The 13891-nt window shown below is 31.9% G+C and carries 10 protein-coding genes; 3 read left to right on the top strand and 7 right to left on the bottom strand.

Features of this window, described 5'->3' with window-relative positions; all coding sequences use genetic code 11:
• Complete coding sequence (gene hutI, locus OLM52_RS03565) at positions 1-1236, bottom strand: imidazolonepropionase (RefSeq protein ID WP_264549773.1); 1236 nt, start codon at positions 1234-1236, stop codon at positions 1-3.
• Between the two features lie 71 nt (positions 1237-1307).
• Here hutI and corA point away from each other — a divergent pair, with 71 nt between their 5' ends.
• Entirely contained in the window at positions 1308-2378 is a 1071-nt protein-coding gene (corA, locus tag OLM52_RS03560; RefSeq protein ID WP_264549772.1) for a magnesium/cobalt transporter CorA, read from the top strand.
• 323 nt (positions 2379-2701) lie between these two features.
• Here corA and OLM52_RS03555 read toward each other — a convergent pair whose 3' ends face one another.
• Together OLM52_RS03555 and arsC are read right to left on the bottom strand one after the other, a co-directional pair.
• Positions 2702-5152, bottom strand: a complete 2451-nt coding sequence (locus OLM52_RS03555) for an outer membrane beta-barrel family protein (protein ID WP_264549771.1) — start codon at positions 5150-5152, stop codon at positions 2702-2704.
• Positions 5153-5218: 66 nt separating this feature from the next.
• Positions 5219-5569, bottom strand: a complete 351-nt coding sequence (gene arsC, locus OLM52_RS03550; RefSeq protein ID WP_264549770.1) for an arsenate reductase (glutaredoxin) — start codon at positions 5567-5569, stop codon at positions 5219-5221.
• A 44-nt stretch (positions 5570-5613) separates the two neighbouring features.
• On the opposite strand from arsC, the gene OLM52_RS03545 reads away from it, so the two are divergent.
• Positions 5614-6600, top strand: coding sequence for a CPBP family intramembrane glutamic endopeptidase (locus tag OLM52_RS03545; RefSeq protein WP_264549769.1), 987 nt, complete (start codon positions 5614-5616; stop codon positions 6598-6600).
• Positions 6601-6642: 42 nt separating this feature from the next.
• Entirely contained in the window at positions 6643-7698 is a 1056-nt protein-coding gene (locus OLM52_RS03540) for an AMP-binding protein (protein WP_264549768.1), read from the top strand.
• Here the strand turns inward: OLM52_RS03540 and OLM52_RS03535 are convergent.
• From OLM52_RS03535 to lpxD, 4 genes are all read right to left on the bottom strand, one after another.
• Entirely contained in the window at positions 7685-9301 is a 1617-nt protein-coding gene (locus OLM52_RS03535) for a M1 family metallopeptidase (RefSeq protein WP_264549767.1), read from the bottom strand. The genes OLM52_RS03540 and OLM52_RS03535 overlap by 14 nt on opposite strands.
• Before the next feature lie 51 nt (positions 9302-9352).
• Complete coding sequence (locus tag OLM52_RS03530; RefSeq protein ID WP_264549766.1) at positions 9353-11020, bottom strand: RluA family pseudouridine synthase; 1668 nt, start codon at positions 11018-11020, stop codon at positions 9353-9355.
• Between the two features lie 71 nt (positions 11021-11091).
• Positions 11092-12720: an acyl-CoA carboxylase subunit beta gene (locus OLM52_RS03525; protein ID WP_262318537.1), complete on the bottom strand. Its 1629-nt coding sequence runs from the start codon at positions 12718-12720 to the stop codon at positions 11092-11094.
• Between the two features lie 94 nt (positions 12721-12814).
• Positions 12815-13813 carry a UDP-3-O-(3-hydroxymyristoyl)glucosamine N-acyltransferase gene (gene lpxD / locus OLM52_RS03520; RefSeq protein ID WP_264549765.1) on the bottom strand — a complete coding sequence of 333 codons (999 nt, stop codon included), beginning with the start codon at positions 13811-13813 and terminating at the stop codon, positions 12815-12817.
• Between the last annotated feature and the right edge of the window lie 78 nt (positions 13814-13891).

Here is a 13891-nt window from a genome sequence, read left to right as displayed (position 1 = left end):
TTATATAAATTTTCCTTCAAGCATTACTTTATCTATTAAATTAGTTCCAAAAGCATACGGCAATTGATAATAAGTAGTAATAGGTTTTGTAATAATTATATTTGCTTTTTTACCTTTAGTTATACTACCATGTGATTTTGATAAACCCATAGCATAAGCTCCGTTTATAGTTGCAGCATTGATAGCTTCTTGAGGTGTCATTTTCATTTTGATACAAGCGGTTGCTACCACAAAATTCATATTTCCAGATGGCGTAGTGCCTGGATTGTAATCTGTAGCCAAAGCCAACGGCAAACCTGCACTCATCATTTTTCGAGCAGGAGTATAGGGAATGCTAATAAAATAAGAACAACTTGGCAAAGCAACTGGCATTGTTTTACTATTTTTCAACACTTCAATATCTTCATCAGTTACAATTTCTAAATGGTCAACTGATAACGCTCCGTTTTCTACACAAGCTTTGATTCCTTCAATTGCAGTAAATTGGTTGACATGAATTTTTGCTTCTAGACCATATTTTCTTCCAGCTTCCATTATTTTTATGGTTTCGTTTACCGAAAAATAACCTGTTTCTAAGAAAGCATCAATATAATCTGCTAAATTCTCAGAAGCTATTTTTGGCAACATTTCATTGATAATCAAATCAATGTAAGCAGCATGATTTTCTTTGTATTCCATAGGAAAAGCGTGTGCGCCAAGAAATGTAGCTTTAATTGCAATTGGATAATTTTCTTTCAAACGTTTAATAACGCGAAGCATTTTCAATTCGCCTTCAACCGTTAATCCATAACCCGATTTGATTTCAACCGCACCAGTTCCTTGTTGCATAACTTCTTCTAAACGCAATTTTGATTGTTGGTAAATTTCGTCTTCTGAAGTTTCATTTAATTTTTTTGAGGAATTTAAAATACCGCCACCACGATTTGCAATTTCTTCATACGACAAGCCGTTAATTCGATCTACAAATTCCAGAATTCGGTTTCCTGCATACACAATATGTGTGTGACTGTCTACCCAAGTTGGTAAAATCACTTGACCCGCAACGTCAATAATTTCAACATTTGGAAGAGTAGGACAGTTTTCCATCATACCAAAATCGGCAATTAAATTGTCATTAATTAATAGAAAAGCGTTGTCAATTTTAGGCAAAATAGCCATTTCTGAACCAGAAATTTTGTCAATGTGATTGTCTCTAACTTGTAAAAGTTCTTTTATATTGATGAATAACGTTTGCATTAAAAATAAATTTGAGTAAAAATACTTCTCATTTTTAAAAACTCCTATCTTTATGTCAAAATTTATTTGTTTTGAGAAAAATTAAATATAAAAAAGGTAGAAAAGTTCATCCAAGCACATTGGAATATACGGGTAGTCATAAAGACACCCCAACAGAAATTCAGTTGTTTGTTTACAATGCTGATGATGTAACAGAAATACAGCAACTTCAAGTAGATGAAATTCAAGATACTATTGATACTTCAAAGGTGAATTGGCTCAATATTCATGGTTTGAATGAACCAGATATTATTGCAAAAATTGGTGAAAAATTTGAAGCTGATAGCTTTATAATTGGTGATATTTTGAACACCACTAAACGAACAAAATTAGAAGAATATCACAATATTCTATTTTTTAATGTGAAATCGCTTTTACCAATTGAAAATTCAGATAATATTAATTATGAGCAGATTAGTTTTATTTTGAGAGATAATGTTTTGTTGTCGTTTCAAGAAAAAAGAAGTGATTTTTTTACCCATATTCGCGAACGAATTCGAACCAATTCGGGTGTGGTTAGAACCAAACGAGCGGACTTTTTGTTGTATTTATTGTTAGATGCTATTATCGAAAATTTTTACATTACAATTGAAAGTGAAGAAGATAGAGTTGACGAAATCATAAATCTTTCAAAATCCAGTACTAAACCAGAAGTTTTAGAATTGATTGAAAAACATCGAGATAATTTTAATTTCTTGAAACGCTCTATTATTCCTTTGCGCGATTCGTTATATTCAATTAAAAGTATGAAAGATGATGATGTGTTCAATGATATTCAGGCTGAAAATTATTCCTTTTTTTCAAGATTACACCAAAAGTGTTTGGAGCTTTTAGAACAAATTGAATCTGATTTAATAACATTAGAAAGTGCTTCAAATTATTTTTTTTCGGCACAAAATCATAAAATGAATGAGGTAATGAAATCATTAACAGTGGTTTCTATGTTTTTCTTGCCTTTAACGTTCATCGTAGGTGTTTATGGAATGAATTTTAAATATTTTCCTGAATTGGAGTGGGAGAATGGTTATTTTATTATTTGGGGTGTTATGATTGTGGTCGTTTTGTTCATGTTTGTTTATTTCAAAATGAAAAAGTGGTTTTAAATACTATAAATAATTACTGTTTATATTGTTCAAAATAAATATTCCACTTATCTTTGACAAGAATTCATAAATTCCGGAAAAATCATGTTTGAATTTCAACAGTACCTAGGTTTTTTACTTTTCTTAACCATTTTAACTATTGGTTTTTGGTTAATGATATTCTTAGTAGGGTTTGTCCACTATTGGTTGGGCGGTGCTATTATGGAATTAATTAAAGAGAAAAGAAACAAAAACAAAGAAGAGTAAGATTTTTTAAATTTTACCTTAAAATAAAAAGTCCCGAATAATCGGGACTTTTTTTATTGTTCAAAGATATGAATGTGTTATGGTTTTCCCATAAAATCACCATCTCCGCCATTATCGTCTCTTCTTGGTTGTCTATCTTTTTCGTTTTTCTGTTTGTTAAAACGGTATGTAAATGTTAGCATTACTTGTCTTTGTCTCCATTGCATTTCGCTATAAGAGCTTACCACATTTGGAATTTCAGTTTCCATAATTCTTTTTCTAGAATTGAAAACATCACTTACATTAAGTGCAATTGTACCTTTATCTTTTAGAATATCTTTACTTAAAGCAACGTTCATAGAAGCAACTCCTAACGATTTACCTTGTGCATTTGTTTGTGGCGCATTATACGTTCCATTGGTTTGCCAATCTATTTTGTAAGGTAACGTAACCTTAGAACTAATTCTTGTGAACCAAGTTAATGCAACGTTATCAAAATTTTGAACAATAGTATTTCCTAGATAATCTACATAAGAATAATCACCTTGCGTTTCATTTCTAAATGCATTGAAGTTTCCATTCAATCGCCACCATTTGTAAGGTGAATAATTTACGTTAAATTCAAAACCAGCTCTGTATTCTTTTGCCAAGTTAATAGGTGTACTCAAAATTACCGGAACACCATCAACAAATAAACCTGATTCTTTTCTAATAAACTGAAAAGCATCGTTTGTAATATTTACATAAGCAGAAGTATTGAAAGTAACTTTATCCCATTTTTTTAAGTAACCCAAATCAATAGCATCCGTTAAAGATGGGTCAATATCTGGATTTCCTTGAAAAATATTAATGTTACTTGATAGCGACGAAACCGGATTTAAGAAACGACCTCTTGGACGATTTATTCTTTTACTGTAACTTAAACTTAATGAGCTATTTTCAGAAAATTCATAGTTAATAGTTGCAGAAGGAAATAAATTATTGTATTTTTTTGTATTGTAATCGTTCAATGATAATGAGTTAACTTCAATATGACTGTCTTCAAAACGCAGTCCTAAGAAATAAGAGAATTTATTAATTTTTGAACCATATTGTGTGTAAAATGCATTAACATTTTCTACATATTCTAATGTATTTGAAAAATCTGAAATTGGAGTTACTTCAAAATCTGTTAAATTGTTTTGAAAACTACCTCTATAACCTGCTTCAAATCTACCATCTTTTCCAAAAGGAAGCACATAATCTAATTGAAACAAATTACGTTGTTGGTCATTTTTGTTAGATGTTCCTTCAGTAGTTAATGTAGATGCATCCCCTAAAATTTGATCATAAATGGTCGCAAATTCATTTTCTCTATTTTGAGAAATGGCTACGTCAACCGTTAATTTATGGTCTTCTTTTTTAAAGTTTTTGGTGAAATTCGTTGAATATTCAATACTAAATTCATCACTTATTTGGTCATTTAAACGGTTTCTAACAAATGTTGGATTAAATGAATTATCAAAATTATAGAAAAGTACATTGTCTGGATTTTCGCCAGAATTTTTTCTAAAAGTAACTGCGTTTGTCCAAGTTGCAGATTTTGAAATATTTAAATCTGCACCAAAATTAACATTTAAGCCTTTGCTTAATCTCTCATTAGTTCTTCTTTCATTAATAAAACGACTTGTTGAACCATCTGAATTAAAATATTCTGCATCAACCATTGTATTTCCAAGGTTGGTTCTGTAATTATAACCAATATTAGAAAATAAATTAAAATCGTTGGTCTTTTTATTTAAGTTAGCACTTACACCATAAGTTTCTGGATCACCGGCATTAACCATAATCGAACCATTTAAACCATTGGCTTTTCCTTTTCGAATTACGATATTGATGATTCCACCACCACCTTCAGCATCATAACGCGCAGATGGATTGGTAATCACTTCAACTTTTTCAACAGCATCAGCAGGTAATAATTTTAAAGCATCAGCAATGTTAATTCCTGCTAAACCGGATGGTTTACCATCGATTAATATTTTTACATTTTCATTACCACGTAAAGCAACAGTTCCTTCTGCATCAACGGTTACCGAAGGCACGTTATCTAAAACATCACTTACGGTTCCACCTTTAACCATCATGTCTTTACCAACGTTATATACACGTTTGTCTAATTTTATTTCTACTGTAGATTTTTCTGCTATAACTACCACATCATCAAGTTGTGCGGCATCTGCTTCCATTGAAATTACTCCTAAATCGGTATTAGTAGAAAATTCTTTTTGAGGAATAACTACATTCTTGAAAGAAATAAATTCGGCTCTAGCATTGTAAGTTCCAACTGTTACATCAAATTTAAAATTACCATTTTCATCTGTAATTCCTCCAGATAACTGCTTATTTGTTGCATTTTCAAAAATAACTGTTGCATATTCCAAAGGTTGGTTGCTTCCTTTTTCAATAACTTTACCAGAGATTGTAATTTTTTTAGATTCAGGTCTTTGGGCAAATACTATCGTACTTATAAACAATGTAAGTACCAATAAAAAATTTTTCTTATTCATAAACTATTTTTTCTACTAAGACTGCAAAAATACTCTATGGTTTAAGCTTACTTTCCTAAATGTTTGTTAAATATGCAGAAGCAATTCGTTAATCTTTTCTTTTGGTCTTGCGATAATGGCTTTGTTATCAATTACCACAATTGGACGTTCAATTAATTTGGGATGAGATAATAAAGCATCAATAATTTCTTCATCTGTTAATTGTTTGCCTTTGTAGTTTTCAATCCAAATCGTTTCTTTGGTTCTAACCAACTCTAAAGGCTTGATAGCAAGATTTTTGATTACTTTTTTTAACTCTTCTTTCGTGAAAGGTTCGTCTAAATATTTTCTAATAATGAAGGGTTTATTCAATTTTTCAATTTCGCACAAACCTTCTCTTGATTTGGTGCATCTTGGATTGTGGTAAATGGTAATCATTTCGTATTTTTGTTTAGAATTACACAAAAGTAATCGTTTCTACTATGTTTATAGCACAAGCTTTTAAAAATGAAACTAAATCAATATCAATTGTATTAAATTTCTTAAAATATTTACTAGGTTCAATTCTAATCATCTTAGCTTCATTTATTGGACAAGTTCCTTTATTAGTAGCCATAGCAATAAAAAGCATTACTTCAAAACAAATGTCTTTATCAGAAATTGATATGTACGCAATGTTTGATTCAAATTTATTGTTATTTCTAATACTAATTTCGTTTGTTTTTGCTCTTTTAGGGTTGTTTTTTGTGTTAAAATTTCTTCACAATCAATCATTTATATCAGTAATTACCTCTAGGAAGTCTGTAGATTGGAAACGCGTATTTTTTGCATTTGGTATATGGGCTTTGTTTTCATCTTCGATGATTTTTGTGTCTTATTATTTTGATCCATCAGAAATGAAATTACAGTTTGATTTGGTTCCTTTTTTAATTTTGGCATTCATCACATTGCTTTTAATGCCTATTCAAACTACAACAGAAGAGTTGGTTTTTAGAGGATATTTGATGCAAGGGTTTTATAATTTAGCAAAAAATAAATGGTTTCCATTAGTCATGACTTCTGTGATTTTTGGAACGATGCATATTTTTAATCCCGAAGTGCAAAAAATGGGGTATCTAATTTTGGTATATTATATTGGAACTGGATTATTTTTAGGAATTATTACGCTTATGGATGAAGGAACCGAATTAGCATTGGGATTTCATGCCGCAAATAATATGGTTGCAGCATTATTAATAACTTCAGATTTTACAGTATTTCAAACGCATTCTGTGTTTAAAGATTTATCTGAACCATCATTAGATTATGAAGCATTTTTACCTGTATTCGTTATCTATCCACTATTGATTTTCTTGTTTTCGAAAGTATATAAATGGAAAAATTGGAATGAAAAACTAATTGGTATTCACCATGATTTACAGTTTCAAGAACAAGAACAATTTCAAGAGCAATTTCAGGAAAAAGATTAAAACCTTTTAAACTTATAACCAATAACCTTTAAATCACATAAAATGATACCACACTATAAAAACATTCACAATCGATTTAAAATAAATGGCTTTCATCTAGAACGTGAAGCCTTGTTCCAATTAGCCTATAGTTTCATAAAAGAAGGAGCGCAATTTGAAAGAGAATTTGGTGAATTTTTATTGGATTGGATTGATGATAAAGATACCATTCAACTAATGACTTCTGGGACTACAGGTGAGCCTAAATTAATTACCATGCAAAAGCAAGCAATGGTAAATTCTGCAATTGCAACAGCTGATTTTTTTGATTTGCATCCAGGAGATAAAGTCTTGCATTGCTTACCAACAAGATATATCGCAGGAAAAATGATGTTAGTACGATCAATAATTGTTGGTTTAGAAATGGATATTATGACACCCAGTTCTCATTTAGATGATTTATTGCCCTCCAAAAAATATGATTTTGTGGCTTTAGTTCCTGTTCAAGCACAAGCGGGTTTAAATAAATTGAATCAGTTTAAAAAAATTATTATTGGTGGTGCAAAATTATCAGACACATTAGCGCATCAACTTCAATATTGCAATGCGGCTGTTTATGAAACATATGGCATGACCGAAACCATAACTCATATTGCAGCTAAAAGAATTGGGACAGACTGTTTTGAAACCTTACCAAATGTTTCTATAGCTAAAGATGATAGAGGTTGCTTAATCATTCAGGCACCAAATATAGTTTCCTCAACTATTGTTACCAATGACTTAGTAGAAATTATCAGCGATAACCAATTCAAATGGTTGGGCCGATTTGATAACGTAATTAATAGTGGAGGTATAAAGTATTTTCCTGAGCAAATAGAGGCCAAATTGGCTTTAAAAATCAATCAACGCTTTTTTATCGCAGGATTACCAGACGATAATTTAGGACAAAGGATTGCCTTGTTTATTGAAGGGGAAGAATTTCCTTTGGAAGCATCAATTTTTAATGAATTAGAAAAATTTGAGCGTCCAAAAGAAATTCATTTTATACCAAATTTTATCGAAACGAATAATAAATTAAAACGTTTTGAAATGGTTAATAATCAGATTAATTTACTTTAATATAAAATTGATTTGTTAATACTTTTAAATCATCAAAACTAGTAATAATTTCACCTGCTTTTTTCCATTCGTTGGTAGCGTTTAATCTAACTTTTCTACCGTGAATCATAATATCAACGGGCATTTCAAAATTTGGATCATCTGTTTTCCAACGGTATTGAAATCTGTTTTTAAAGCCTTTAATTTCCAATTGAGGAATGCTTTTATGATTCAAGTATTGATTAAAAATTGGTGTTAAGTTTCTACCGGTTTCTGCATTAAAAAACGCTATAACAGTAGGTGTATCGATAATTTGTTTTTTATATGTTTCAGAATATTTCAACAATATTGCCCACCATTTTGTGTCATTATTAATGACATGTCGCAACGTATTTAACAATAGTGAACCCTTATAATACATATCGCCAGAACCTTCTCTGTTTACACCAAACTGACCAATAATAGGTTTGTCGTTTCTAACGTTTTTTGATTGTCCGTTGATGTATTTCATAGCTGCATCATAACCTTGCGTACATTCTACAAAAACCGTTTCGGTATAGGTTGTAAAGCCTTCGTGAATCCACATATCAGCAATATCTTTACTGGTGATACTATTTCCAAACCATTCATGACCTGTTTCGTGAATGGTAATGTAATCGAATTTCATTCCAACACCTGTTCCCGACATATCAAAGCCCATGTAGCCTTTTTTATACTTGTTTCCATAAGCAACAGCACTTTGATGTTCCATTCCTAAATAGGGTGTTTCTACTAATTTATAGCCGTCTTCCCAAAAAGGATATTTTCCAAATTTAGATTGAAAGCAATCCAACATTGGTTTTACATCGTCTTCAAAATGCTTTCTCGCTTTTTCTTCATTTTCACGTAACACATAATAATCTAAATCTAAACCGTTGTGATTGTCATGAATGTGTACATAATCACCAATGTTTAAGGTAATATTATAAGTGTTAATTGGATTTTTTACTTCCCAATTCCAGCGTGTAAAATTGTTTGCTAATTTCTCCGAACCTAAAAAACGACCGTTCGAAACATTCATTAATCCATCGGGAACAGCAACCTTTACAGAAGCTCCATTATCAGGTTCATCGGTTTGTGTGTCTTTTACTGGATACCATAAACTTGCACCAGTTCCTTGAACAGCTACGCCAATCCAAGGTTGTTTCTTAGAATCATTTGAATATACAAATCCACCATCCCATGGCGCATTTTTAGCTACTTTAGGGTTTCCTTGATAATATACCTTGATATTTTGTGTACTTCCTTTGGGTAATTCTGAAGGGAATTTTACGAAAACAGCATCAAATTCTCGCTTGTACGTGAGTTTTTTTGTATTCCAAACAATCGAATCAATTTGCATGTTTTCAAACAAATCAATTTGAATTTTTGAGGTATTGTCTACGACTTTAAAAATAATTTCGTTATTTCCTTCAATTTTTTTTGTTCTTGGTAATACTTGAATATCAAGATTGTAACGCTGTACATCAAAACAAGTTCTTTCAAAGCGTAATCCACCTTGTAAGGTATCTCTACGAGTAGTTTCTTGAGCTGTAATTTGTTGAAATCCTAAGCCAACAAAGGCTAACAAAAGTAGTTTTTTCATATTGTAATAGTTCTATTGTAAATATAAGTAGATAGAATTAGAAAAATGTTACTAAAATTCCGATTCTTTTTGAATTGTGAGTTCCTCTCTTGAAATTGGATGTATAAAAGTCAAACTTTCGGCATGTAAATGCAATCGATTGGCTTTTGAACCGTATAAATCATCACCTACAATTGGTGTTTTTAATCCTAATTCGTGTGAAGCATGTACGCGTAATTGATGTGTTCTTCCTGTGATAGGATAGAAGTAGACCAACGTTTGATTATTTCTTATTTCAATGCTTTTCCATTTGGTCTGTGCAGATTTCCCATGTTCATAACAAACCAATTGTCTTGGTCTGTCATCCAAATCTACACGAAGCGGTAAATCAATAAAACCATCTTTTTCTTTCAAAACACCATCTAATAAAGCAATATAGCGTTTTTTAATGGTTCTTTTAATGAATTGACTCTGTAATTCTACATAGGTTTCTTCGTCTTTTGCAATTAACATTAATCCAGAAGTCGACATGTCTAAACGATGCACAATGAGAGGACCAGTTGCATTTGGATATAAATCTTTTACTCTTTGATAAACAGAATCAGATATAATTTTTCCAGGTACAGATAGAAATTCAGCGGGTTTGTTTATTACCGCTAAAATTTCATCTTCATAAATTATTTCAATCTCTTTTCCTTCCGCTGGATTTTCCTGAAACGGATTTGCCTCCATGTCTAAGCCTTTTAACATGTGCGATAATAATATTGGTTCGCACTTGCTTTTACAAGCTGGATAAAATTGTTTGTGCTTACGAATTTCCGATTTTGGCGATTGTCCCCACCAAAATTCAGCCATAGCAATTGGCGTTAATTGGTTTTCAAAAGCGAAATGCAACAATTTGGGAGCAGCACATTCACCAGCTCCAGCAGGCGGATTATTATTGAAAATTTCACCAATACTTTTTCGTTCGCCAAATTGATTTAGAAAGGAATATTCTGCAAACAATTTTTGTTGCAAAGCACTCGATTTTAATCGGCGTTCATCTTTATGTTGATTGATTTCGTCTAAAAGCAAATTGACCTGATTTTGTGCATTTTCAATTTGAAAATTCCAGTATTTAGTCATTTTTTTGAGTAAAATACTTTCTTTTTTACTTTCTTCGGAAAGTTCTAATTCTAATTGTTCTATTTCAGCTAAAGATAAATTGGTGAATGAAATTCGTTTTTCATCGCGTTCAATTTTTAGCTTTTTGATTTTATCTTTTTGACTTTGAATATCAATTGTTGCTTCTTTTTTAGTTGATTCTAATTGATTTTTCTTGTTTTGAAGTTCGTCCGAATTTTCTAATATTTCAATTTGACGATTGATCGTATTTAAAACTTCTTCTTCTTTTCTAAAAAAACCATTTTCTTGCAACATATCAAAAATCGTCGGAACAAAGTAGGGAAGATGATTCACACCCGCCAATTTTCCAGAAAAAGCCCATAAATAACCTAATTTTCCTTCTTGATTTTTACAAACCAAAACGCCAAACATTTTTCCAATTACTAAACCTTCTTGATTTTCTTGTAAACCAAAGTTATGCTCAAAATCAGATTGTGTTTCTAAATACGCTTGCAATTCAGTTGAAGCAATCATGCTCAACTCATGCGGTTCGTAATAAAAAGGAAACGTGAATTTTTCAGGTAAAGAAATACCTGAAATATTGGTTTTAAAAGGTTGGAAAATATTTTTTTTCATAAAAAAAGCCACGAATACACAAATATAAACATTCGTGTATTCGTGGTTATTAAGTTTTTAAATTTTGTTTATTACACCTGAATCACTCCTAAATTAAATTGCTTCTCAATAGGAGCGTGGTTGGCTGCTTCTATGCCCATTGAAATCCAATTTCTGGTTTCTAATGGATCAATAATGGCATCCGTCCACAAACGAGAAGCTGCATAATATGGTGAAACTTGTTCGTCGTAACGCGCTTTTATTTTGTCGAATAATTCTTTTTCTTTTACTTCATCAATTACTTCACCTTTTGCTTTTAGCGATGAAGCTTCAATTTGTGCCAATACTTTTGCGGCTTGCGTTCCACCCATAACGGCTAATTCTGCACTTGGCCAAGCGAAAATTAATCTAGGATCATAGGCTTTTCCACACATGGCATAATTTCCTGCACCATATGAATTCCCTACAATTACTGTGAATTTTGGAACAACCGTATTCGCCATTGCATTTACCATTTTAGCGCCATCTTTGATAATTCCGCCATGTTCTGATTTGGAACCCACCATAAAACCAGTGACATCTTGCACAAATACTAATGGAATTTTCTTTTGGTTACAATTCGCAATAAAACGTGTCGCTTTATCAGCAGAATCCGAGTAAATAGCACCACCAAATTGCATTTCGCCTTTAGCATTTTTTACAATTTTACGTTGATTCGCTACAATTCCTACTGCCCAACCATCGATGCGAGCGTAAGCTGTAATTAAGGTTTTACCATAATCACCTTTGTATTCGTCAAATTCTGAATTATCTACCAAACGTTTGATGATTTCATACATATCGTATTGGTCAGCTCTCGATTTTGGTAAAATTCCATAAATATCTTTGGGTTCTAAAGCTGGTTTTTCTGCTTTCACACGATTATAACCTGCTTTATCGAAATCACCAATTTTACCTACGATACTTTTAATTCTATTTAAAGCATCTTTATCATCTTTAGCTTTATAATCTGTCACACCCGAAATTTCACAATGAGTTGTTGCGCCTCCAAGAGTTTCGTTATCAATAGTTTCTCCAATAGCAGCTTTTACTAAATAACTTCCAGCCAAGAAAATACTTCCAGTTTTATCTACAATCATGGCTTCATCGCTCATAATTGGTAAATAAGCACCACCTGCAACGCAACTTCCCATTACAGCGGCAATTTGGGTAATTCCCATACTGCTCATAATCGCATTATTTCTAAAAATACGACCAAAATGTTCTTTATCAGGAAAAATTTCGTCTTGCATCGGTAAATAAACACCTGCCGAATCCACTAAATAGATAATTGGCAAGCGATTTTCCATAGCAATTTCTTGAGCGCGAAGATTCTTTTTTCCGGTAATTGGAAACCAAGCACCCGCTTTTACCGTAGCATCATTTGCCACAACAATACATTGTTTTCCAGAAATAAATCCGATTTTTACAACAACTCCTCCAGAAGGACAACCACCGTGTTCTTTGTACATTCCGTCGCCAACAAAAGCACCAATTTCAATACTTTTTGCTTTTTCATCCAAAAGATAATCGATGCGTTCACGTGCTGTCATTTTACCTTCAGCGTGCAACTTTTCGATACGTTTTGGTCCACCACCTAATTTAACTTGGGCAAATCGATTTTTTAAATCAGAAAGTAAAAGTTTGTTATGGTCTTCGTTTTTATTGAAATTAATGTCCATTTGGGTTTTTGTTGTTTATTGGGTGGCTAAAATACAAAATCCATCCGAAAAATTGAATTTTAAGATGGATTTAGTCTTAATTTTTAACGAATGTTTATTTTTTGGAATCGTTTACCATTCTTTTTAAAATAGCCCATTGTCTTAGAGCATCTTTAGCATCAATTGCGGGATAGCCTAACATTGTTTTTCCTGCTTCGACATCGCCAGTTACACCAGAACCAGCTCCAATAATAGCGCCATCTCCAATAGTAGTGTGGTCTTTTATAGAAGCACTTCCGCCAATAATTACGCCATTTCCTAACGTTACAGAACCAGCTAATCCACTGTTTCCTGCCATTATACAGAACATTCCTAATTTACTATTATGACCAATTTGAACTAAATTATCAATTTTACAGCCATTTCCTAAAACAGTAGAACTAAATTTTCCTCTATCAATACATGAATTAGCTCCAATTTCTACGTTATGTCCGATAATTACATTTCCTATTTGCGGAATTTTGACCAATCCTTTTTCAGGATCTGGACGAAAACCAAAACCATCTGCTCCTATAGTTGCATTTGGATGAATAATACAATCATTTCCAATATGGCAACGTTCTCTTATCACTGAACCTGACCAAATAGTAGTGTTTTTACCGATAGTACATTCGTCTAAAACAGTTACGTTTGGATATAGAATAGTATTTTCTCCAATAACAACATTTGGACCTACATAGCAATTTGCACCAACTTTTGCTCCGTTACCAATTTGGGCGGTTTCATCAATTGTCGCTGATGGATGAATGTTTGTTTTGAAAACGGGTGGAGGTGGAGCAAAAAGAGTCAATACTTGTGACATTGCCAAATCAGCATTTTTTACTTTTATAAAAGCTCTGTTTTCACCTGGTTCGATTGAAATATCTTCATTTACAACGGCAACACAAGCTTTAGATGTTGTCCAAAATTTCTCGTATTTTTTATTTCCGATAAACGAAATTTCAGTTTCTTTAGCTACTTCTAATTGTTCAGGACCCGTAATTTTTGTCGTTATTGAACCAATAATTGTTCCTTTAAGAACTTCATTGATTTCTTCAATTGTAATTTGTTTCATTTAATAGTTAGGTTGGTAAATTTTGTCTAAAATATAAAAACAAATTGATTTTTTTGAAGAAATTATAAAAAAAGCCGA

Source organism: Flavobacterium sp. N2820 (genome assembly GCF_025947285.1).
Taxonomy (GTDB): Bacteria; Bacteroidota; Bacteroidia; order Flavobacteriales; family Flavobacteriaceae; genus Flavobacterium.
The sequence above is the reverse complement of the archived record's forward strand: the minus strand, read 5'-3'. Positions and strand labels throughout refer to the sequence as shown.

Coding starts and splice junctions, on each gene's coding strand:
- hutI (WP_264549773.1), bottom strand. CDS start 1,236: ATGCAAACGTTATTCATCAATATAAAAGAACTTTTACAAGTTAGAGAC.
- OLM52_RS03555 (WP_264549771.1), bottom strand. CDS start 5,152: ATGAATAAGAAAAATTTTTTATTGGTACTTACATTGTTTATAAGTACG.
- arsC (WP_264549770.1), bottom strand. CDS start 5,569: ATGATTACCATTTACCACAATCCAAGATGCACCAAATCAAGAGAAGGT.
- OLM52_RS03545 (WP_264549769.1), top strand. CDS start 5,614: ATGTTTATAGCACAAGCTTTTAAAAATGAAACTAAATCAATATCAATT.
- OLM52_RS03540 (WP_264549768.1), top strand. CDS start 6,643: ATGATACCACACTATAAAAACATTCACAATCGATTTAAAATAAATGGC.
- OLM52_RS03535 (WP_264549767.1), bottom strand. CDS start 9,301: ATGAAAAAACTACTTTTGTTAGCCTTTGTTGGCTTAGGATTTCAACAA.
- OLM52_RS03530 (WP_264549766.1), bottom strand. CDS start 11,020: ATGAAAAAAAATATTTTCCAACCTTTTAAAACCAATATTTCAGGTATT.
- OLM52_RS03525 (WP_262318537.1), bottom strand. CDS start 12,720: ATGGACATTAATTTCAATAAAAACGAAGACCATAACAAACTTTTACTT.
- lpxD (WP_264549765.1), bottom strand. CDS start 13,813: ATGAAACAAATTACAATTGAAGAAATCAATGAAGTTCTTAAAGGAACA.